Genomic DNA, 22,482 nt, shown 5'->3' on the forward strand with positions numbered 1-22,482 from the left:
CCTATACCTGCATACCGACGACGACCGCCATGAGGCAACCGGGCACAAACATCGTATCGACTTGTGATTGCCGTTCGTGATTCGTGTTCTGTTGGGGGTCGGGGTCGGGGCGTCGTTCATCGGCAGCGCGATCGCCGCGCTGCTTCATTTTAGCGTGGCAGTGTCGCAAGAGTTCGCGCGGGAAGGATAGAAAGCGTCGCAAGGTGAACCGATTCTGGACGCTGCGCGCTATCGGCCTACGTATGTTTCGAAGCTATCGGATGAACGCGGGTGAATTCGGTCTCTACCGCACACCACGCTCGTGCATTGAGCGGGACGTCGGCGCGTCGATGCGCAATCGCATCCGGCAAATATTCTTCTATCATCTTCACCACAACTTACGTTTTCGACGGGTTAGCGGTGCTGAGCCTCGCTAACACCGCCTTCAAGTTGCAGGAATCAAGCTGGGGCATTGCTGATCAGCAAACGTTAAGCTTCCGTCCACACCTGACCTGGTCATCATAGGAATAAGCAAAACGCCGAAACGATTACAATTTTTTGCGTTTCAAGAGCCGCTTCGGGATAATCGCGTCTGCGTGGCCAACGCTTTAAATGTGTGGACATTGCCGGATGCGCGGCACCCCACCATCGGAAAATAACCACTGCAGTATTGAGCCAAAGTCGTCGAGAAGGCGTCGATGCATGCAGAATGGATAAAGACAAAAAGGACCAAACAATGTCGTCAGTGCTGGGGCCTGGCAGTGCGCCAATTTACTTTCCTTTGGATCAGGGCGAGCGCGCCAGTCATCTCAACGTCAACCAGTTGCTGCCGCGAGACGTGTATGAACGCCTCGCGGTGATGTTCCAGGAATCCCTGCCTGAAGCGAATCGTCCTGGCCACGATGAAGGAGCGCGTTTCGTGCATGAACGCGGTCATTCGACCATCTTTCTCGATGGCGACCGCGGGACCGGCAAGACAACGGTGATCGTCAATCTGCCAAAATATCTTGAGGCCGACGACGTTAAACAACGCCATCCCGGTCTCGCCGACGCGGTTCATATCCTCAAGCCTATCGATCCTTCGCAGCTGGAAGACGGCGACGACCTGTTCCTCAACGTGGTCGTAGCCGCCGTGCTCGGCGACAAGGACATCAAGGCGCAGCGCGAAGTCAAACCCGAACTCTGGCAGGCCATGCACGAGAGCCTGCAGACGCTCGGCGTCGCGCTCACGGGCCGGGAGACTCAAGGTGAAGGCCTGGGCCTCGATCGTCTGCGCGCTTTCATGGGTGCTCAGGATCTCGCGCGCGCCGTTCACGACTTCTTCGACAAGGCCGCGCAATTGCTCGGCAAGCGTCTTCTCGTATTGCCGATCGACGACGTCGATACGACGCTTCATCGCGCCTTCGAAAACCTCGAGGTGGTGCGGCGCTATCTGTCCAGCCCCACGCTGCTGCCCATCGTCTGCGGTGATTTGAACCTCTATCGCGAAGTGACGTGGCGCGACGCGTTTCGCCGATTGACGATAGACGTCAGGCAGCATCACGAGCAAGCCAAGCCGGTCGCCGACGAACTCGCGCATGAGTACCTGCGCAAAATCATGCCTTTGCATCGGCGCGTCCGGATGCCCGAAGTGGGTGCATTCCTCAACAGCGATCTCGTACTCCTCGGCACTGAAGAGCATCGCGCAGGCGAATCCCGCCTCTCGCTGCCCGAGCTGGCCAGTTGGCTCAAAGCATTGCTTGCAGGTCCCGTCAACGGACTGGAAAACAGCAGCCTGCAGATTTCTATCCCGACCGTGCGTGCCCTTTCGCAGTTGATATCGCGAGTGCGCTCCGGTATCCCCGCTCTGGAAGAGGCATTCTTCAGCGAGACAGTGTCGCAACCACTTGTGGGCTTGATGCGCCGTATTGCGCAGAGAAAGCAGGGCCAAACGGCGGCGCGCCGCGATAGCAATCGAGCGCCGTCGGCGCCGCAGCGCGAGGAACGTAACCGCCTGAATATTCCGGAATGGCGCGCGGCGCTGCTGGATCATTTCGTGTACGAGCCATCCACTGGCGCGTTGTGCCTCATCTTGATGGCCGCGCAACACTGGCACGAAAGGCGTATGGGCTCGGTGCTTGATACGCCGCTGTTCAACCCACTGAGCCAGATCGGGCGCCCTGAATTGCGCTACATCGAGACCCGCACGGAGCTATCGTGGCAAGGGGAGCTCATCGGCCGATTGCCTGACTCTTGGGTGAACACACTCAACGACAGTGCGATCTTGCCGTTCGCGACGCCGGAAGTCGGCCGCGCCGTGGTGCCGGCCGACTGGGAGGCAACCTACGAAAGAGCCGACGATGACTTCACTGCCGAGACGGCCAAGGTACTGATCGCGTTGACCACGCATCACAACTTCTACACGTCCAGTAAACGCGGCACGCTGATCTGTAGCGGGCGGGTGCTCGAATTGCTCGTAACGAGTCTCGTACGCGACGTCTCGCCCGCTGACATCGAGCGCATCCTGTCCGCCGTGCCTTTCCATAGCGCGGCTGGCGTCGCCGCGACGGCAGCCGTGCGCTTTTCGATCGACGACATTGAGAGCCCCGATTTCGACGTCGAAGCTGATGCGGAAACTCACCCCGCTCGTCACGACGAGAATTCCTCGCGACGGCGGTACCGCAATCGGGCAATCGAACGTATCGCCTCGGAAATCAATGAATGGCGGCATAAAGCCGACGCGCATCTGTTACCTGCTTCTCCTTGGCTCATCTACTGCTCGCTCAACAAGACATTCAACCAGGTGCCACTTTTTACGCGCCCCTTGTCTTTGAATGAGCAACCTAAAGCTGAGCGACTTAGCGATCTGGCAGCATCCGGTCTTGCTGTATTCAATACGTTCTGGGCTGCGCTTGCCAGCTTCGAAAAGGGTCCCCTGTTCGGTCTTCGCGCCGAAATTTCGGGCGTCAGCGTGACGAATCGGCGCGGCGACTTTACGTACAATAATGCGTACATGCAAAACATCCGGCCGCTCGTCGACCAGGAATTCGACGACGACGAAACATCGGGAGATGCAGTCATTTCAGCAACTCGAGCATTTGCCTCGCACCCGTTAAAGGAGCTCTTTCAAAATTTCTTCACGTTAGCGAACGCATACGAAGAAACTGCATCGGAAACGGCCGCGCTGGCTAAGCCTGTGCCCGTCAACGGCCGTCTGGCCCTGCTTCAGGAACTCGGGCTTCCGGCAACGGTCGGTCGCCTGAGCGCTACCGCGATCAAGAGGGCATTGCTGCAGAACACAACAAAAAATCTGACCCCAAAGCAATTCGGCGCGCTGGTTCTTGAGCAGGTGTCACGCCAATACCCGAATCTCGCGCAGTTGAAGACCTTGCGCGACGTCATCGCCGATCTGGACAAGAAGCCAGCCAACGGAGAATCCTGATGCTCGCTCGCGCCATTCCCGAGCGTGCGCTGGGCGCACTGTTCGGCGGCGAGCGCGCCGCCAGCGCGCTCTACGCTTACGTAGCCCAGCTTCAGCGTTCACACGCCGCCAGCAAGGAGCCGCCCAATACCACGCTCCTGCGCAAGAATCTCCAGGCCGCCATCGAACTCGATATCGACGAGCGGACTGCCCGTCGTCATCGCTCGAATGAAACGGCGCAGGTAGCAAAGGAATTCTGCGACGCCCCTTTTCTCGATAGCGCGAATATTCCCGCGTTTGCCGCAATCACGAACGCTGTGTTGCAGTCTGGTTCGGCGCCGCCCTGCTTTCGTGACGAACAGGTTCATCGCTATGCAGAACTCCTGTCCGAGGTCGATCCGACGATCCTCGTGGCATGGCACCTAGTCGACGAGATGGCCAAATCCGGCAATGCGGCTACGCTCGAAGCGGCCATCGCCGGGCTCTCGACCCTGTTCGTCGGGCAGCGATTCGCGGCGAACCAGTTCGCCGAAGGTCACGTGCATCTTGGTGGTATTCCGAGCAATGAACTTGCGCTCGCGCAGGTCGTGCTCGGACCGCAGCTCTCTTCGCACCAACAGACAGTCGGAACGGAAAACGAACAGCGGCTGCGGCACCACCGACTGTCTCGCCTGCGGCGCATTCGCCGGATCCTGATGGTGTTCACGTCGAACTGGAGCAGTGCTTCGAGTGGCAGCGCTTACTCGACCAGACGACAGGAAGCCGCATTGCTGGAGGCTTGTATCGACGACGCGCATCTCGCAGCGCCGGAACCGGCGCTCGACTGGCATTTTGTCGCGCGTGGCATTGTCGTCAAGAATCAGGCGACTGGTCAGACGGTTCCCGGGGAAAAGGTGCCGCTTGGCGCGCTCGCGAAAGAGGACATTCCACGGGGGATGCTCGCCCACCTGGCCGACGCCGCTGCGCACGACGATTACGAGCCCGCGTGGACCTGGCTGTTCATTTCGTTGTGGTGCGCATACCGCGCCCCTCGCGTGACCATCGCCACGCGCGCCGTCGTCCTGTTGCTGGTCGCCGAGATCATGGCGCTGCGGCGGGAGATGATCATGGACAGTCATGGATTGCGACGATTCACCACGAAGTTCTTCCACGCACCGCTGCGCTCCGACGCGACCACGCACGCAAGCTGGCTGGCGATCTCGTCGCGGCAAGCGGCAAGACAACTATTCGCGAAAACCGGCGATAAAGCCGAGATCAAGATTTGCGCGAGCAGTCTGAACGACGCTGACGCCGCTGCCGGGTTCGCGCGCAAGGCATTCGAACGCATCAGCAGCCTTTGCGCCGCCGGCACGTCGTCTGGTTCGGCTAGCCACGATTATTCGCGGGCCCATTGGCACTTCTGCGCGCACTTCAATCGTTCGACAAAGGCGAACCGTCGCAAGCTGTGGGAACACGCGGATCATTTGAACAAGGTTTTGCAAACCGTCAATCCGTGGGTATTAGCGCCGGGCACCGGGCAGGACGCCCAGTCGGAAGCACGGGTCCAACCGGCGGAGTTGATTCGAGGCCTCGACGTCGTCGGGGACGAGACGCGCCAGCCGATCGAAATGTTCGCACCGATGCTTCGCTGGCTACGGTCCTCGACGAACGCGCAAGGATCGTCAGTCGCCCCCGGTAGCCCTTTTCCGGGCACGGCCGCCAGGCTCCATCTGAGCATTCATGCGGGAGAGGATTACGCACATCCGCTGTCGGGCTTGCGTCATATCGACGAAACCGTCCGGTTCTGCGAGATGCGCGCGGGAGACCGGCTCGGTCATGCCCTGGCGCTGGGCATTCCGCCGGAAGAATGGCTTCGGCGGCACGGCGACGTGCTGCTGTCGGTCGACGATCATTTCGATAACCTGGTTTGGGCATGGCATGAAGCAACCGCGCTGAGCGGACTCAATTCGGCGGAGGCGACGGTCGTACTGCCTCGCCTCACGCAGCGCATCGAGCGCATGTTGCAGCATGTCTCCTGGTTGCCGGCTCAAGCCGGCGGTCGCACCCTGGCAAGCGGGGATCTGCCGCGCTTCTACGAAGCGTGGAGATTGAGGAAGAACTGTGCACACAGCGTCCTGGATCAGGTGGGCAACATGCAGCTCGTCACATCGAAGCTCCAGATCGCCGCGCCTGATCTGCAAGAGATAACCGGCCAAATCCCGAAGCCTACGACGGCAACCGCGGCGGGGCTGTACGTGCTGCGGGCCCGATCCACGGCTCAACCGCGCCAGGTGCGCCTGACGTGGCTCCGCCACGGTCATGCGACGCGCGCGCAACAACAACGGGAAGCGCCTGGTTACAACTCGCATGACAGGCATCTGCACGACCACGACGACGCTGCCGACCTCCGCTTCATGCTGGCTGTGCAGGACGCCTGTATGGAGCGCTACAGAAAACTCGAACTGTCGATCGAAGCCAATCCCACCTCGAACGTGTACATCGGGCAGTTGGAAGCCCATGGCGACCACCCGCTCTTTCGCTGGCATCCACCGGACGCCAGCGATCTTGCCGTGGGCGGACGGTTCAATCAATTCGGCTTGCGCCATGCAACAGAGCCGTTGCCTGTGACGATCAACACGGACGATCCGGGCATGACTCCGACGACGCTACGCCTTGAACATCATTTGATGCACGAAGCAGCGCTCGATCGCGGCTACGACCTGAAGCTTGCTGACGACTGGATCCATGCGCTGCGCAAACGGGGCACAGCGTTATTCGATCAAGCGCATTGATCAGCATTGCCGTGAATCAAGGCAGGTGTTGGCGCGGCCCGCCTTCACCAATCTTCAAAGCACCGCCCGCCAGCCCCCATCCACGTAAATGATCTGACCGTTCACATAGCTCGAAGCGGGCGACGCGAGATAGACCGCCGTGCCGACCAGTTCTTCCGGCTTCCCCGAGCGCTGTGACCGTGCGGTTACGCCTGCGCCGAGCGCCGAGCGCCATTCGCCGTCGCAATCACGAAGAACAAGCCCACGAGCGTTTTGATGTCGTCGGCGGGAGAAGGGAGCAGTACGGTCTCCATCATCACGATTCCCGCTTTTCATCAAGCCTGGCACGTGCGGCCGCGATCGATTCGTGCAGCTTCGCCCGCAGCGTCTCGCGTGGGGGCAGCACGGTGAGATACTCGGCGACGTGGATGCCACTTTTGCCAAGTTCAAGCAATTCGATCTGCTCTTGCTTTTTCCCCGCACACAAGATGATGCCGATCGGGGGCGCTTCATCCGGCTCCTGCTCATGCTTCGCGAGCCAGCGCAGGTACAGTTCCATCTGACTCTTGTACTCGGCCTTGAAGGAACCGAGTTTCAGCTCGATTGCGACGAGACGCTTGAGCTTGCGGTTGTAGAACAATAGATCCAGGTAGAAGTCGTCGTCATCGATCAGCAGCCGTTTCTGGCGGGCCACGAATGTGAAGCCAGCACCGAGTTCCAGTAAGAACTGCTCCATCTCGCGCAGGATCGCATCTTCGAGATCGCGCTCCAGATAGTGATCGTTGAGTCCGAGAAAGTCGAGTATGTACGGATCTTTCAGAACAAGGTCAGGCGTCACCTGCTGTGCTTCGCGCAGGTGCGCGACTTCGCGCCGGATCAGGTCGTCAGGCTTGCGCGACAGCGCGCTACGTTCAAACAGCATCGACTGCATCCGTTCCTGCAACTGCCGCGATGACCAGCGCTCAAGACGACAGAGTTCGACGTAGAAGTCGCGCTTGAGCGGGTCTTCGACATACATCAACGTCTTCAGATGGGTCCAGCTCAATTCTCTCCGCAGTGCGGAGAGAATTGCTTCGTCTGGAAACACCTCGGCCACGCGCATGCAGTGACGCAATTGCTGCTCGCTCCAGCCACGCCCGTACTCGGAAGTCAGCTGCCGCGAGAGCGCAGGCAGGATCTGTTGCCCGTAGCCCGCGCGCGCGCCGCGCAGCACGTCATCGTGAACGCGGCGACCTACCTGCCAATACAGTAGCGTCAATTCCGCGTTGACGGCTGCCGCCGCGCGCGAGCGCGCCGTGTCGATCATGCGGCGTATGTCGGTCAGCAGAGGGACAGGGATCAGTTCGGTCATCTTGTCGGAAGTCGGGGAAATCGGTCGCCGACATGCAGCAACCTCGAGAGGCCACGTTACCGGAATCTCGATGGGAGCGGAACCCTACCCGGCACGCCACGAATTCTCTCCGCGCCGCGGAGAGAATTCAGTCACCGTCGCCCCAGTGCCGTCACCCACGGACTATGGCGCAATCGCGCCCGATCGCTTCGATGCCGGCGCTGCGGGATCTCGAGACGTGCTCGTCCGCCGCCCGAGCGTGGACGGAGGCACAAAACGATTGTTCACGTCATAGGCAGCCGCGCGGAGAGGTGGCGCAAGCGAGGCGCCGGTATCGCCGGAGACCGACCGCGTCGCAACCCTGGCTTCAGCCGATCGACACAACCCCAGTGAGGCATAGCCACAACGCTCGTTGTGTCAGCGGCCCGCCTTCACGATGTCTTAAAACAAACGGGTGGATAGGTATAACTATCAACCCCTTCATTTTTTCAGTAAAACAGGGTACGTTTTTCCCTTCACGTGTCCGCAGGCCCGCCACACAAGGCGTTCCGGCCCGTCGCCATCAGAAGCGCTGGCAGTCCTGCCTGCGCAGCCGTGCATTGAAGGAAAAGTAACAGCGGTACGGAAGTAAAAGTAGAACTGGCATTGCGAACGCGTCCGGCAGGGCGCTTGCTATTTGCCCGCCAAGGTCAGCATCGAACCAGTACACCGCTTCGTTCCACAACGGCAGGAATAATCGGCGGCCAATTCCGGAGTAACCGCTTCATCGATAGTCAGTCCGTAAGCGATAGAAAGCTCGTCGCCCGGCATCACGTCTCTGAGCGTTTCGATGAAAACCCGCCCCCGCTCGTCCTCGATCGCCTCGCAGTTTGGCTGGCAGGAGTGATTCATCCAGCGGGCGCTGTTGCCCCCAACGCTGCCGTCGACTACGCGCCCGTCAGCCAGTCCGAAAATGAAGGTGTGGCCGGGCACTCCCGATCGCCGGTACCGGGCAGAGGCCCGTCGCCACGACGTCACCTCACCGCGATATTCAAAGATTCGCTGGCCGGCTGGAATCGCCCGTAGCGCGAAGACACCTCGCCCATGAACCGATAATTTTCTGACCGTTACGCGCCGCACGTCGAAACTCCTGATCCGTTGAAGGCTGCGAGCATAGCGAGCAGCGCGTTGCGCGGCAACCGCGACGGTCGTGTCAGAACAACCGGGTCTGCCTGGGATCGCGTGGCGGGGGTCGGGATACGTCAATCCGGCTGGTTTGCCGGCGCTTACCGCGCCTGGCTCCGACCCGCTGTAGCCGTGCCAGCATCAGGCATTCCACTGCCCCATCGTTGAAGCGCAATTCGAAGACGCCGGTTTCGCCGGACCGACACCGCGCCGTTGCGTGGAACGACAGGCGCAGCCCCCGCCGTTTCGCCCGGGCCATCATCTGCGTGCGACTCATGCCGTGCCAGCAATCCGAGATGAAACACGCCACGGTCCCGGGCAGGGACTCATGCGCGACGCCCTGCGGAAGCGTCAGTCCGGCGAGCAGATAGATATCAGCCATGCAGCCCATTTCCCTGGTGGCGGATTACTCGGTGTTGTTACCCTGTGTTTATACCGTTTTCTTGCGACGCGTTGCTGGTTTGGCGGTCGGCACGGCGCGGGACGAACGGGTCGGACGTGGTGCCTTCCGGGCTCCGGCCGAGGCGGCCAAAGCAGCCGACGGCCGGGTTTCCCGCGCGCGCGTTTCCGCTTCCCGCAGCGTCATCATCTCCGCCTGCAGCCGCAGGTTCTCCGCCTGAACAGCATCAAGCCGCCCCTGCAGCACGCCCGCCTGATGACGCGCGTCGCCCAGTTGCGCCTGCATGGTTTCAGATGCACGCCGATGGTCGTCGTCCTTCCGGTCCGCTCGGCGTGTGGCGTCGTCGAGCTCCTTCTGCAGCTTCGTTGCGGTATTTCGCTCGCGGTCAATCTCCAGCAGGGCGCGCTTCTCGGATGCACGAAGCCGCTCCTCCGCGCGTTCGGCCGCTTCCCGCTGCTTTGCCAGCTCGCGCGCAAAACCTTCCCTTGCCTCCACCAGCTCGCGATCGCGCGCGGCCAGCCCCGCCCGCATCCGTTCAAGCTCTGCCTCGAGCGCTTTTCGCTGCGCATGACCTTCGGCCTGGGCCTTGTCCAGTTCGCGGATCTCAACCTGCGCGGCCAGCAGCGCGGCGGTGCGCTGCTCAAGCGCGCTCTCGGTGCGACCCAGCTCATCGCGGGCGGCAACGACCGACTGCTGTGCCTCGACCTGCTGCGCCTCGAGTTCGGCGCGCAGCGCGTCGAGCGCCGCCTCCGCTGACGCGGTCGCGCGCGTCCAGAGGGTGGCCACTAGCTCGCCCGCGGCCGCACCGAGATCGGTGGGCAGGTCGGGATGGTCGATCCGTACCCGGCTCTTCTCGCGCAGTTCCGCCCAGAACTCGCCGAGCACGGCGGTCGGCGTGCCCATGCTGCCGCGCCGGACCAACTGATAGAGCCGGTTCGCGGTTGGCGTGATGCCGTGCCGGAAAAACAGCAGCGCGCAGACCTCGCGATACAGCTCGCGGGTCTTCGGAAATGCCACCTTCAGGCGCTCGATTTCGGCGGCCAGCGCTGCGTCGGGGGACAGGACGTCACTCATGAGGTTTTTCGCTGATGGATTTTCGTAAATATTACTACGTAAACCGCCTACTTTCTAACGCCGACCTGCTAGGATTTTGACATTAATCCTATAATGTCGAGTAAAATGACGCATTGTGTAAATTGAGCGCTCCCGTTGGTTAAAGCAAATTTGTATCCATTCTTAAAGTAATTTTGTTCCCAGCCCCTTCGCCGAAATCGTAGTGCTGATGCACCCGGCAGCAGGTGTTGGGAGCAACCGCCGATCAGCAACGCGGAACATTGATGGGCACGAACCAGGCAAGGATGATCCGGGACGCCGGCAACTATACAAAATTGCTCAAAGTGTCGGCCGAAGGAACATTTTTGGTTAAAACTTTCTAAAGCAATTTTGTTCCCAATGATTGACGTTGCCGCCAACTTGCCACTACCTGACGGGAACAAAATTACTTAAACCGACGTCTTCGTTGCTATGCCGTTTCCTGAGCCCCTCCGTGTGTCCGGCGGCACCCCCGTGCCGATCGAGAACTTGTATCTCCCACCAGAGCTCGACGGTAGCCTCGGCACGAACCGCTCGCTCGGCGCCCGGCCTCAAATTGCGGCCCAAAACGACGTCGACGCGATCCGGGCGTGGCTCGCGCGATTCGTCGACACAAAGGCAACCTTCGACACCTACCGCAAGGAGTCCGAACGCTTGCTGCTGTGGTCGACCACCGAACTGCGCAAGCCGCTTTCCTCGCTCACGCACGAAGACCTCCTTGTCTATCGGCGGTTTGTGTCGGACCCGCAACCGGCGCAACGCTGGGTCATGACTGGTCGCAAGGTGGCCCGCGCGGACCCATCCTGGCGGCCGTTCGCGGGACCGCTCTCACCCCCGAGCGAGCGACAGGCGTTTGTGATTCTGAATACGCTGTTCGCATGGCTGGTCAATGCGGGGTATCTCGCCGGCAATCCGCTGTCTCTGTCGCGCCAACGGGCCCGCAAGGCTCAGCCGAGGGTGACGCGCTTCCTCGAGGACGATCTCTGGCAGGCCGTCAAAACCTCGATCGACGCGATGCCCCGTGACACCGCGCGGGAGCAGGAGCACTACGCACGGGTGCGCTGGCTGATCTCGCTGCTGTACCTGATGGGTCTGCGCATCTCGGAAGTCGTGAGCAATCCGATGGGGGGCTTTTTTAGACGGCGTGATCGCGACGGCCAGGATCGCTGGTGGCTGACGATCACCGGCAAAGGCGACAAGGAACGTTTGCTGCCGGCGACGAACGAACTGATGGAGGAGCTGACACGCTATCGTCGACACTACGGTCTGGCCGCCCTCCCCTATGGCGGTGAAACGACGCCGCTGCTGTTGCCGATCGGTGGCACCCACCGGACAATGACACGCGGCGCCGTGCACCTGATCACCAAACAGGTGTTCGACAATGCGATCGGGCACTTGCAATCGACGGGCGAAGCGCACGAGCGGGCCGCAGAACGGTTGCGCCAGGCCTCTGCCCATTGGCTGCGGCACACAGCGGGCTCACATATGATGGACGGGCAAGTCGATCTGCGATACGTGCGGGACAACCTGGGGCATGAATCGATCTCGACCACTAGCCAGTACCTGCATGCGGACGACGACGATCGGCATCGTGCAACAGAGGCCGGACTGAGACTTAACTGGTAGCACAACGACAATCGATCGAAGGTCGACATAGCTAATTTGCGACTGGTAGGCAACGAGCGGTCGCTGTACGCACGGAATGCCTCAAGTCGTTGTTCAACGCCTGCCATCGTCCGCGGGAATGTGACCGCGCCACCGCGCGTTGCTGGCAGGCGTCGAACGAGCCTTAACGATCTCGGCCGGATGAGGATATTTCTTTCGTTTTCATTCGAATTTCCAACATTTAAATAACGCCCATCTGCCTTCCCTACGTTTGCACGACTAATCGTCTCGAAAAGCGCCTCACTACAGTCGACTTGTGACGCTGCATGTGGGGCTCCGAACATTTGTGGCAAGAGCAGCTGGATATGCTTGACCTCGCTTCCGCCGCCGCTTGAAGAAGTTGCACAGCAACCGCATGGCTTATGAACCAACCTTCCCGGTGATCGCAACAGATTACCGAAAGGTTAATGGTTTCTGAAAACTGTCGTCCTCGATTTACCTAACATTCCTTTCTCGCCATGATTAGGCGGATCGCGAGCAGGCGCTGCTGTCCATTCAGCTTCGTTGTTCACATAGCCTTCGAATATCTCACGCACCACTCCGAAATGAGTCCCGCACCGCACGCAGTCGAGATCGAATGAGGTAGCGAATTGAAAACGCATTCCGGCAGTTGGAAAATGGTCGCGACAATCCTGATTGTATGGATGCTCGGCGACTTGATACTCGCCCATGCGGCCTCGTCCACCTCTGTGCAGCCGATGTTGCGCATTAACACGGAAATGCATTCGGGACCGGTAACGTCGATTGACACCGACGCTGCGGGTCGGTTGGCGCTGACTGCATCGAGCGACGGCACCGCGCGTCTCTGGTCGCTCCCTCAAGGGCATCTACTTCGTGTGTTGCGCGCGCCGGTCATTTCGAACGATCCGTCAAGTTCCGGCCTCGACGTAGGCGCGCTGTCGCCCGATGGAAGAATCGCGGCCGTCACCGGCACGTCGACTCACGACGTCGGCGCCGGAACATATGGCATTTTGCTGTTCGATACATCGACGGGCGCCGTGATCAGAGAAATACCCGGCATGCCGCAACGGGCCAGAGCGCTGACCTTCTCCCCTGACGGCGCAAGCCTTGTCGCCGCAGTAACATTCCACGGCTTTAGCGTCTGGCGTACCTCGACGTGGGAGCTGGTTCGAAGCGAGCCAGAGGATCGCACTAACCTGATTGTGGATATCGCGTTCGGTCGCGGCGGCCTTTTCGCGACTGCCGACATGCACGACACGGTCAAGCTGTACGACGAGAAATTTCGTCCGCTTGCTCAAGCGTCCGCGCAGGGCGCTCAGCCCGGACGCACGCAACGTATCGTGTTGAGTTTCTCGCCTGACGGCAAACAGTTGGCGGTTGGCCGACAAAGTGGGCGCGAGATAGACATCGTGGCCGCAAAGGATCTGTCGGCGAGGTTCGTTATCAATGCCGAGGCCGGCGAAGCGACAAGCGGAGCCAACTCCAACATAGAAGACACAAGCCGGCTCACATGGTCCGCCGACGGGCAGACGCTGTATGCCACCGGCTACAACCGCGATCAAAATGCGCACATCTCCGCATGGGATGACGTCGGACACGGGCGAGAACGAGTGGTGCCAGTCTCGGCGCCATGGATGATTACCGGCATGAAAGCTTTGCCCAAGGGCGTTGCCTACGTCGCTCTCAGTTCGGCTTGGGGTGTAGCAGACGCCGGACCGAATACACTCGACAAGGCCGCCGAGCTTCCAGACTTCCGTGACGGGCAGAAAAATTTCCGGATTTCCGCGGATGGCATGACGGTATCGTTCGGGCTCGCGCGCTTCGGGAATAACCCCGTCATCTTCTCGCTGGCGACGCGCAGGCTCATGCAAGCGACCACGATACCCTCAACTCTTGTCGCGCCAGTCGCCTCGACTTCAAGCAGCGCTTATTCGGGTAGCAATTACTCTGTCGTCACGGCGACGCGCGTCCTGCTTGGTAGCCCTTTTAGCTTCGGTCTTTCGGACACGAATGGCTCGAGGATATGGAATCGCCCCTCTCCAATTTCCGTCCAGCTGGCCAATCTGTCGGGTGATGCCCGCATGGTTGTGACCGGCAACGCGGACGGCACGATACGCTGGTATCGCGCCACCGATGGTCAGGAGTTGCTTGCGCTGTTCGTCCAACCCGACGGCAAGCGCTGGGTCCTCTGGACGCCATCCGGCTATTACGACGCGGCTCCCGGCAGCGAGGATCTCATTGGATGGCTTGTCAGCCGCGGCGCAAGCCAGGCACCTGATCTCTATCCGGCCTCGCGATTCGCCGACACTCTGCGACGTCCTGATGTCATTTCGCAGTTACTCAAAACGTTCGACGAAGATCAGGCGCTACGCCTCGCCAACGCCGCATCCGATCGCAAAGACGAACGCGTCACGCCAGCCGTTGTTGCTACTCAACTCCCACCAGCGCTGGTACTGGTCTTAGCGCCGCAGCGATTCGACTCGGACCGTATTTCGCTCGACTACAAAGTGAACGCATCGGACAATTCAGAAATAGTGGGTGAGCCGAGAGTGAAAGTGAACGGGCAGTGGCAACCGCGAGTACGCGCTGCCGAACGTGACTCTGTCGACGGCGTGCATCATCTGACCGTGACAGGTTTGCCCCCGCACGACTCGACAATCGAACTCTATGCGGACAACCGCAACGGCACGTCTCCGGCACTCGTTATTCCAATCTCATGGGGCGGTGGGGCTTCGCTGTCTAGCGGCGCGCAGGGCACCGCGGCGGCGCACAAACCACGTCTGTTCATTCTGGCCGTTGGCATTTCACAATATCAGCGCACCGACCTGCAGCTTAATTTCGCAGATCACGACGCTCAACAGTTCGTGGCTGCGATGCAATCTCAGCAGGGCAAGGCTTACGAGAGCGTCAATACGAAGCTCCTCGTCAACGGCGAAGCAACGCGTGCCGCGATTCAGGCGGGCTTGACGTGGCTGCAAGGTCAGGTGACCGGAGACGACGTTGGCATCCTTTTTCTCTCGGGGCATGGATTTCAAACACCCGACCAGAACTATTTCTTCGCACCAACCGAATTCAATCCGAATCAGCCACGGGATACGGGCGTGGATTACAGACAGATTCGCCAGGCGCTGATGACCTTCGCAGGCGCCGGAAACAAAGCGATATTCCTGATCGATACCTGCTACTCGGGCGGTGCGGTCGGCGGTCATCTCAGCGCATCGAATGGGGAATCGCTCGCCACGACTCTCGGCCGTTCGGAGTACGGGGTCGTGGCATTGACCGCCGCCAAGGCAGATCAGCCGTCATACGAGGACGCCAAGTGGGGCGACGGTGCATTTACCAAGGCACTTCTGGAAGGCATCGTCGACGCAAAGGCGGATCCGGAGCAGTCCGGCACCATCACTGTTCTTGATCTCGGACGTTATGTGAGCAAACGTGTACCGGTCATGACCGAACAGCGTCAAGCCCCCCTGTTTATCATGCCGACAGGGGGTTTCGAAGACTTCACGCTTGCTACCCGCTGACATACGTTGAAACCTTCAACAGCAAGCCACTGGACCCGGTTCATAGCAACCATCAGGCGCCTTGGCGCGTTGGTAGCTCGTTTGCCACGTGAAGCAGCTGACCTGCTCCTCGACATAAGACGAAGGTCCAAGCATCACGTAGAGCACCTTGGAGAATCCACTCACTCATTGGCTTCCCATGCGCGTGATCGATGGCATGCCATCGATCATTGGAAAACGCATTGGATTGTCAATATCGCGATTGGCTTTAGCATCGACTTCCTACTCAGCTTCGCCGGCGATCACGGTCTGGCGATTGGCATGAAAAATTGGGCGATGGATGCGGCTATGCGCGGCAATGCGGCTATCGAATCAAGTGTGGCGCGAGGTGCCCCGCCAGTAACGATGATTGATATCGATGAAGAGACATGGCGGTCTCCAGAGTGGGGCAATGGCCCTTATCGCGCGGCGCGCGCCCCGCTGTTGAATCTGATCAGCTACGCAACGGGCTCCGGCGCGCGAGTCGTCCTGGTCGACGTAACCATCGAGGCGCCGAATGACAACGAAGACGAAGTCTTCAAGACTGGCATCCAGCAACTCGTTCCCAGTCTGAAACCCGAACAGCATATTCTGTTCATGAAAACCGCTCGCCGCCCATTGGTTTTCGCTGACCGGCTTGCTCCGGTGTGGCAACCGTCGATCCTTGATCCAATTGTGTCCGCGTCACATGGCAAGTTGGACTACGCCGCGCCCTACTTCGAGGTATCGACAGACGGAGTGGTGCGCAGCTGGTTGCTATGGCGCGCGGGCTGTCAGCCGGATTCGAACGATGTTGTCGCCAACAATACGGGGCTCGGCCGTTGGACGGTGATTCCCTCCGTCCAACTCGCCGTGTATCGCCTCGAACACGGCCGCCCCGCTCAGACATCGACAAAGCCGGGCGGCGTTTGCCTGACAGGTCCAGAGGGCATTGGAAAAGAACCGGAAGAGTCTCCGGACAGCGACTGGCGCCGTGAAACGGCGCACTTATTTGGAAACGAAGCTGAGTCCGGAATAGATGAACCGAAAATTAATGGCATACCCCGGTTCGACCCTTCCAGCCGGATTCTCTATCAGGAGCGATATCCCCCTCAAGCCGCAGGAATTAGCGTGTTGTCTGCGTTGAAGGTGCTCCAGCACGATGCGCACGTCCCAGCAAATTTGAGTGGACGTATCGTTGTAATCGGTCAATCTTCCGACTCCGCACGCGACTGGCACTCCACGCCCCTCGGCGCGATGCCTGGCTCCATGATTATCGCCAATGCGCTGCAGTCGCTGCTCACGTTCGGCCCGATCAGGGAATTACCGAAGTATCTGGAAATGCTGAGCAGCATCGTGCTGATTGTGGTTGTTGGACTGGTGTTCGCGCGGGCGGATTCGTGGGTCGGCGGGGTCTTGATTCTGGTCACGTTCGTGCCACTTCTGATTCTTCTGAATCTGGCGGTCCTACGCTCAGGTTACTGGTTCGAATTCTCGACGCCTCTGCTCGCTATGTATGTCCACCGAATCGTGTCGAATTTCGAAGAATATCTTGTGTACCGCAAATGGCGACAAGCTCACGAGGCCGACCACTCTGCAACACACCATTCAGGCTGATAACCATGCGAAAGATCCGATTGCTGCCAGTCTTTGTGTTCGCTATGTTGGCCGTATGGTTCGGTGCGGCGCGCGACGCGTTAGCGGCTGCGGAACCCGTCGCCTACATCGAACACGTCTATCCAAACAGCCTGAAAATTCGTGATGTCGTACGCATCAAGCGAGATGGTCGGTGGGTGAATGTCGCCAATGACAGCGTTCCCCTCTATCCGGACGATCAGATTTACGTGAGCGACTCTAATGGCGTCGTAATGCTGCGATACATTGCGGATAATCTGGTGGAAGGCGCGCGGAGTCATTCACACGGCGCATCAGATGCTTCGCCTGATTACGTCGTCCGGCGCCCAGCACTGTCCGGCCTGCCTCACGCCCTGGGTGCCTGGTTTGAAGCTCAGTTGAAGGGAGCGGATCAAAGCGAAAACGGTTTGACGCTTACTGCGAGCAAAGGTGCATTTGACCAAAAGACCTGCTACAACACCGGCGGAAAGACAGACGAACCAACCAAGTTTGACGTTCCGATTTTCGCAGCAGATCAGTCGGAAATCCTGTCTGGTGATCGCGCTTTGTTCGTAGCGTGGCACGGCGGCGCCGCACCATTTGTGGTCCGACTGAGCCCTGCGGACAACAGCACCCCCGTAGCAGAAATGTCGAACATTCAGAGCCGCTGCTCGGTCACGCTACCCCGCACGCACCTCACTCCCGGCCGCTACCGCCTCTCAGTCGTCGATGCAAACGGCACGGCCGAAACAGAAACAAGCCTCATCGCAGTGACGCAAGTGCCGGACATGCCTGCGACGCTTGAGAGTGCATCGTTGCCCGACAACGAGCGCGCCCTTTACTACCAAACCTGGTTATCAGCCACGGATCGCGGCCGCTGGGCATTCGAGGCGATGCAGAACGTTGCCGCGATGGATTGCAAGTGGGCACCTGCGAAAGAATGGCTCGCGCGTTGGGGAGACGTACCGGAGTGCCAGCCCTGACTCAGGATGAATAGCGGGAGCGCAGAAACGGACTTCTACTTATTGGAGATTGGCCATGCCGAAAATCAGACTTGCTTACGCGACCTTACTTGCAACATGTGCGATACCTGTTTGCGTCGTCGCGCAGGACGCGCCACGTCCACCAGGTATTGACCCATACACCGACACTTGGGTTCAGGTGACAGGCAAGTACTGCTGGCTTTACATCTACGACGCAATGGGAGGGTCCAAGGCCGAATGGACTGGCGCTTGTAAGGACGGATTCGTAACGGGCTCGGGCACAGCAACGATCCATTCCGGTTATAGCGGAACCAAAGTGATTTTCGGCAACTTTACGAAGGGCATATTTAACGGACACGCGGTGGTTGACGTGATATTGGACGGCGTCCATACGCGTTTGGAAGTCGATGACGCAGAGAGCGGCAGGACGGGCGGCCAGGGAACGATCACCCGTGACAGCGCAGGCCAAAAGATCTTTGAATATACGGGGCAAATTCGAGGCACCTATCCGCAGGGCCAAGGGCATGGTGTGCTCTACGATCCGCAAAGTGGAGCGGTTGTTGCGGATTACACCGGTCAGTGGATAGGCGGCAAACCGGCTGACGCCAAGTCGAAGTGATGCGCATCAGTTCGCAGCGCGCGGCAATGACGGCCTGAAGGGTACTGGTGCAAATAGGCTCGGCGAATCAGTTAAAGTATTCAGCCTGACAAACTGGTGACCGGTGATGAGCAAGCGCGAAGGTCTGGAGGGGATGTTCAATCGGCGGCATTTTGATCGGGAGATCATCATTCTCTGCGTGCGCTGGTACCTTCGCTACAAGCTCAGCCTGCGCGATCTCGCCGAGATGATGGCCGAGCGCGGTTTGTCGCTGGTGCACACCACGATTATGCGTTGGGTGAAGCGCTTTACGCCGGAGTTCGTCAAGCGCTGGAATCGTTTTGGTATACCCGCAGGGCGGTCATGGCGTGTCGACGAAACCTACCTGAAGATTCGTGGCAAATGGGTTTATCCGTACCGGGCAGTGGATCGAACCGGCCAGACGGTGGACTTCATGCTCAGGGCAAAGCGCGACGTGAGCGCGGCCAAAGCCTTTTTCGGAAAGGCGATCAAACATCAGGGCCAGCCGCCGGAGACGATCACGCTCGATGGGTATGCTGCTTCGCACCGGGCGGTGCGTGAAATGAAGGCCGATGGTCTGCTGGCTGAGGACACGAAGGTCCGGTCCTCGAAGTACCTGAACAATTTGATCGAGCAGGACCATCGAAACATCAAGTCCAGAACGAACGTGATGCTCGGCTTCAAACGGTTCAGGAGCGCCGCGACCACGATTGCCGGTATCGAGTTAACGCACCGCATTCGCAAGGGGCAGTTCAACCTCGCCATGCTCGGGCTCGAAGATGCCGCTGCGCCCGCCGTCTGGAATGCTGTCCTGTTCGATCGATAAGGTATCCATATCTATAGGAAACATCTCGGTTAGGCCAGCTATTTGCACCGGAGCCAAGTGAACTGCCGTTCGAATTCTCGTAATGCAAGATGAGCCAAAGCTGCTGTTAGGCTCAAACCAAAAGGTGAATGGCTGGTTACGCTCCTGGCTCTTGAGCGTACGCCGTCGAAGTGCCATCGGGAAAGAGGCAGGTGCTAAACGGATAGGCTCGCGCAACTGGCGGGTCGGCAAGGAAGGGAACGTGGTAAGCCCGATTCTTCGCCTTGATTTCGGTTCATCGCAATCAAGGCAGGCAACCCGTGAGGGGCGCTGTTGAGGAAGCGGGTATGAGAACGTGGAAAAAGCGAACGGCGGCCGGTAATGGGCCGCATAGGGGTTCAAAATTTGCCCTGATCTGAAAAGATGCAGAATTCCGCGTGGTGCAGTTGTCGTAGGCCTACATTTGAGATTCAACGAAGGGCAGCTTGTGAGTGGCCGGTCTGACTACGGTTCAGCGCCCTTCGCCTCAGTAATGAGGCGAATCAACGATGTGACGTTTGCGAAGGGCTTGCGCTGCAATGGCAAGACCGGCGTCAATACGGCGCTTAACGCTGTGCTCGAGCTGTATGCAGGGAAACTTGCACGTACAGTTCTTCGGGGGCCGCGTTTCCGAGAGGGAACGTGGCTACCCTCTCGCACCGGACCCGGAAAGGGCGACATCCCCTCGTTTATCGGACTCTGTTCGGGAAATTCAACCTCGTCAGCCCCCGTCTTTACGACTGCCCCTGCCAAAACCACGGCCGGCATAGTTTAAGCCCGCTGGCAGAGCTGCAGAGCTCGCATTGCGCGCCAGAACTGCTGTATCTGGAGACCAGGTTCGCTTCGCTGATGTCCTATGGGCTGAGCGTTGAGTTGCTAACAGAAATCCTGCCGATCGCCGAAGAGATCAGCTCCACGTCCATGCGGCGCCACTTGCGATGCGTTGCCGAACGGATCGAGGGTGAGCTGGGCGAGGAACAGTTCCAGTTCATTGAAGTTTGTCCCCGCGATTGGGCGAAACAACCGCCACCGAGCCCCCCCCTTGACGGTCGGCCTGGACGGCGGCTATGTGCATGCTTCGGACCAGAAGTCGAAATCCGAAGGTTGGTTCGAGGTCATTGCCGGCAAGAGTGTCCAGACCGAGGGCGGCGCCAAGGTGTTTGCATTCGTCAACAAGCACGACACCAAGCCCAAGCGCCGGCTTTACGAGGTGCTGAAATCGCAGGGCCTGCAAATGAATCAGCAAGTCGTGTTTCTGTCGGATGGCGGCGACACCGTAGGTGATCTGCAGCACTGTCTCAGCCCGGAATCCGAACATCTGCTCGACTGGTTCCACATCACCATGCGCTTGACCGTCATGAGGCAGATGATCAAGGTGATGACGGCGGAACTGAAGCCCGACGACAAATACCCGGCAACTGCAACCGGGCTGGCCGATCTAGAGAGACACCTGGAAAGCCTCAAATAGAATCTCTGGCATGGCAATGTCCTGCACGCCCTGCAACGGATCAGTGACCTGGATGACGACCTGGGGATGCTGGAAGAAAACCCGGCGAACAGGAAGAAGCTGGAGAAAGCGGTACGAGAATTCCACAGCTATATCGAAGCCAACCAGGCGTTCATTCCGAACTACGGCGACCGCTACCGGCACGACGAGACGATCTCCACAGCGTTTGTCGAGTCGACCGTGAACTACGTGGTCAGCAAGCGCTTTGTGAAAAAATAACAGATGGGTTGGACCCAGCGCGGCGCGCATCTGCTGCTGCAAACCGCGTGCAAGTCCTGAACGACGATCTGCGGAAAACCTTCGCTCGCTGGTTTCCGGGAATGAGAGGGGAAGAACCAACGGCGCTAAAGGAGGCGGCATAGAGACTCCAGCCCCCGGAATGGCTCACTCTCCTTATTGTTCCCGATTAGTCATTTATTTCGCCCGTTTGGCCATTTAACAACCCAAATAAATCTGGATGGCTAGGCCTCTCCTAGATTTTGAGACGAAAAAATCTCACTATCGCACAAATATGGGCGGTTTTATTTCATTTATCGCGGGTTTTATAAGTTATTCCACTTTGCTCGCTAATCCGGGGATTGACTGACTCGCAATCCCCTTACCGTTCGGGCACACTATTCCAACATTCGTCGGTTGGCCAGTGCGAGCCACAACGTCCGGTTTCGTCTATATATCATCCACATCAATGAACCTGCGATTTCTCGAAACCTTTGTCTGGGCTGCACGGCTGCACAGCTTTGCGCTGGTTGCGGACCAGTTGCATATAAGCCAGGCGGCCGTCTCGGCAAGGATTGGTGCGCTAGAAGAAGAACTTGGTGTCAAACTCTTTCAGCGTGACAGCAAGGCTAATGCGCTCACCGAACACGGCGAGCGAGCGCTTCTGCCAGCGGAACGTCTGCTGCGCTACGCCGCTGAATTCAACGAGAAGGTCAACGACAAGGGAAATCTGAGAGGCACCATCCGGATTGGCGTAAGCGACACCATCGCTTTTACGCTGCTGCCCAGGATAATCAAACATCTCCGGGCAGCCTATCCGAGAGTTAGTTTCGAACTACACGCAGGCCAAAGCGTTGATCTCGCCAGGGATCTGGCTGACAGCAAACTGCATCTGATATTGACAATGGCGACCGGCAGTAGCGGCCATATCGTCAGCCGCCCGCTTCTGAATCTGGCTGCATCGTGGGTGATGAGCCCGTCCCTGAACCTTGAGCCGACTCTGGCCAGTCTCGATAAGTTAGGAGACGTACCGGTCATCTCCTATCCGAAGGGTTCCCTGCCCTACGAAACTTTTCGGGGGTACTTCAGTCCGAAAGCTTTCTCACAGATCAAAATCTGTTGGTCCAACTCGCTGGCGACCATTGTGCGGCTAGCAAGAGACGGGTTAGGCATCGCGATCGTCCCTGAAGCTGTTGTGTCGCGCGAACTTGCGACGGGGGAGCTCATGCGTATAGCATCACTGCCACGATTTCCCCCTTTCGAATTTCATCTGGCATATGTTGACACGACTGACTCCAAGCTCCCCGGTGAGATCGCGGAGCTTATCGCCACACTCACTGCTGAATTCTGTTGCGACGTCGGCGATGAACTAGCATGGGTACCGACGAGAGAATGACGCCATCTCGGTGCCCGGCCAATACTCGTTGCGCACATTGG

The 22,482-nt window shown here is 59.1% G+C and carries 13 protein-coding genes and 2 pseudogenes; 10 read left to right on the forward strand and 5 right to left on the reverse strand.

Going from position 1 to position 22,482, the window contains the following annotated elements; translation table 11 throughout:
* The first annotated feature begins 688 nt into the window (after positions 1 to 688).
* Positions 689 to 3,400, forward strand: coding sequence for an antiviral RADAR system adenosine triphosphatase RdrA (gene rdrA, locus PQQ51_RS31865; protein WP_408501180.1), 2,712 nt, complete (start codon positions 689 to 691; stop codon positions 3,398 to 3,400).
* A complete protein-coding gene (locus PQQ51_RS31870) occupies positions 3,400 to 6,150 on the forward strand; it encodes an amidohydrolase family protein (RefSeq protein WP_408501181.1) in 2,751 nt (916 codons plus the stop codon). Before rdrA ends, PQQ51_RS31870 begins: the two co-directional genes overlap by 1 nt.
* Positions 6,151 to 6,204: 54 nt before the next feature.
* Here the strand turns inward: PQQ51_RS31870 and PQQ51_RS31875 are convergent.
* From PQQ51_RS31875 to PQQ51_RS31895, 5 genes and pseudogenes are all read right to left on the reverse strand, one after another.
* Positions 6,205 to 6,327: pseudogene (locus PQQ51_RS31875) on the reverse strand (SDR family oxidoreductase); the annotation flags it as partial.
* Between the two features lie 118 nt (positions 6,328 to 6,445).
* Positions 6,446 to 7,480, reverse strand: a complete 1,035-nt coding sequence (locus PQQ51_RS31880; protein ID WP_408501182.1) for a PDDEXK nuclease domain-containing protein — start codon at positions 7,478 to 7,480, stop codon at positions 6,446 to 6,448.
* 651 nt (positions 7,481 to 8,131) lie between these two features.
* A complete protein-coding gene (locus PQQ51_RS31885) occupies positions 8,132 to 8,578 on the reverse strand; it encodes an SET domain-containing protein (RefSeq protein ID WP_408501183.1) in 447 nt (148 codons plus the stop codon).
* 73 nt (positions 8,579 to 8,651) lie between these two features.
* Positions 8,652 to 9,005 (reverse strand): hypothetical protein, encoded by a 354-nt coding sequence (locus PQQ51_RS31890; protein ID WP_408501184.1) that lies wholly within the window; start codon positions 9,003 to 9,005, stop codon positions 8,652 to 8,654.
* 48 nt (positions 9,006 to 9,053) lie between these two features.
* The gene (locus PQQ51_RS31895) at positions 9,054 to 10,097 is read right to left on the reverse strand and encodes a DNA-binding protein (RefSeq protein ID WP_408501185.1); all 1,044 of its coding nucleotides are present in this window, start codon (positions 10,095 to 10,097) and stop codon (positions 9,054 to 9,056) included.
* Positions 10,098 to 10,547: 450 nt separating this feature from the next.
* On the opposite strand from PQQ51_RS31895, the gene PQQ51_RS31900 reads away from it, so the two are divergent.
* From PQQ51_RS31900 to PQQ51_RS31935, 8 genes and pseudogenes are all read left to right on the forward strand, one after another.
* Positions 10,548 to 11,741 carry a tyrosine-type recombinase/integrase gene (locus PQQ51_RS31900; RefSeq protein ID WP_408501186.1) on the forward strand — a complete coding sequence of 398 codons (1,194 nt, stop codon included), beginning with the start codon at positions 10,548 to 10,550 and terminating at the stop codon, positions 11,739 to 11,741.
* 629 nt (positions 11,742 to 12,370) lie between these two features.
* Complete coding sequence (locus PQQ51_RS31905) at positions 12,371 to 15,265, forward strand: caspase family protein (RefSeq protein WP_408501187.1); 2,895 nt, start codon at positions 12,371 to 12,373, stop codon at positions 15,263 to 15,265.
* A gap of 168 nt (positions 15,266 to 15,433) precedes the next feature.
* On the forward strand, positions 15,434 to 16,879 hold the full coding sequence (locus PQQ51_RS31910) for a CHASE2 domain-containing protein (RefSeq protein WP_408501188.1): 1,446 nt from the start codon (positions 15,434 to 15,436) through the stop codon (positions 16,877 to 16,879).
* A 5-nt stretch (positions 16,880 to 16,884) separates the two neighbouring features.
* The gene (locus tag PQQ51_RS31915; protein ID WP_408501189.1) at positions 16,885 to 17,859 is read left to right on the forward strand and encodes a hypothetical protein; all 975 of its coding nucleotides are present in this window, start codon (positions 16,885 to 16,887) and stop codon (positions 17,857 to 17,859) included.
* A 55-nt stretch (positions 17,860 to 17,914) separates the two neighbouring features.
* Positions 17,915 to 18,478 carry a hypothetical protein gene (locus PQQ51_RS31920; RefSeq protein WP_408501190.1) on the forward strand — a complete coding sequence of 188 codons (564 nt, stop codon included), beginning with the start codon at positions 17,915 to 17,917 and terminating at the stop codon, positions 18,476 to 18,478.
* A gap of 106 nt (positions 18,479 to 18,584) precedes the next feature.
* Positions 18,585 to 19,304, forward strand: a complete 720-nt coding sequence (locus PQQ51_RS31925; protein ID WP_459252358.1) for an IS6 family transposase — start codon at positions 18,585 to 18,587, stop codon at positions 19,302 to 19,304.
* Positions 19,305 to 19,976: 672 nt separating this feature from the next.
* A pseudogene (locus tag PQQ51_RS31930) lies at positions 19,977 to 21,191 on the forward strand (ISKra4 family transposase); the annotation flags it as partial.
* A 323-nt stretch (positions 21,192 to 21,514) separates the two neighbouring features.
* Entirely contained in the window at positions 21,515 to 22,441 is a 927-nt protein-coding gene (locus PQQ51_RS31935; protein ID WP_408501191.1) for a LysR family transcriptional regulator, read from the forward strand.
* Positions 22,442 to 22,482 lie beyond the last annotated feature (41 nt).

The sequence above is a fragment of the Paraburkholderia xenovorans genome (assembly GCF_046030735.1).
In the GTDB taxonomy this organism is placed as follows: domain Bacteria; phylum Pseudomonadota; class Gammaproteobacteria; order Burkholderiales; family Burkholderiaceae; genus Paraburkholderia; species Paraburkholderia xenovorans_A.

Excerpts from the sequence above, each read along its gene's own strand:
- rdrA (WP_408501180.1), top strand. The coding sequence starts at position 689 with ATGGATAAAGACAAAAAGGACCAAACAATGTCGTCAGTGCTGGGGCCT.
- PQQ51_RS31870 (WP_408501181.1), top strand. The coding sequence starts at position 3,400 with ATGCTCGCTCGCGCCATTCCCGAGCGTGCGCTGGGCGCACTGTTCGGC.
- PQQ51_RS31880 (WP_408501182.1), bottom strand. The coding sequence starts at position 7,480 with ATGACCGAACTGATCCCTGTCCCTCTGCTGACCGACATACGCCGCATG.
- PQQ51_RS31890 (WP_408501184.1), bottom strand. The coding sequence starts at position 9,005 with ATGGCTGATATCTATCTGCTCGCCGGACTGACGCTTCCGCAGGGCGTC.
- PQQ51_RS31895 (WP_408501185.1), bottom strand. The coding sequence starts at position 10,097 with ATGAGTGACGTCCTGTCCCCCGACGCAGCGCTGGCCGCCGAAATCGAG.
- PQQ51_RS31900 (WP_408501186.1), top strand. The coding sequence starts at position 10,548 with ATGCCGTTTCCTGAGCCCCTCCGTGTGTCCGGCGGCACCCCCGTGCCG.
- PQQ51_RS31915 (WP_408501189.1), top strand. The coding sequence starts at position 16,885 with ATGCGAAAGATCCGATTGCTGCCAGTCTTTGTGTTCGCTATGTTGGCC.
- PQQ51_RS31920 (WP_408501190.1), top strand. The coding sequence starts at position 17,915 with ATGCCGAAAATCAGACTTGCTTACGCGACCTTACTTGCAACATGTGCG.
- PQQ51_RS31925 (WP_459252358.1), top strand. The coding sequence starts at position 18,585 with ATGAGCAAGCGCGAAGGTCTGGAGGGGATGTTCAATCGGCGGCATTTT.
- PQQ51_RS31935 (WP_408501191.1), top strand. The coding sequence starts at position 21,515 with ATGAACCTGCGATTTCTCGAAACCTTTGTCTGGGCTGCACGGCTGCAC.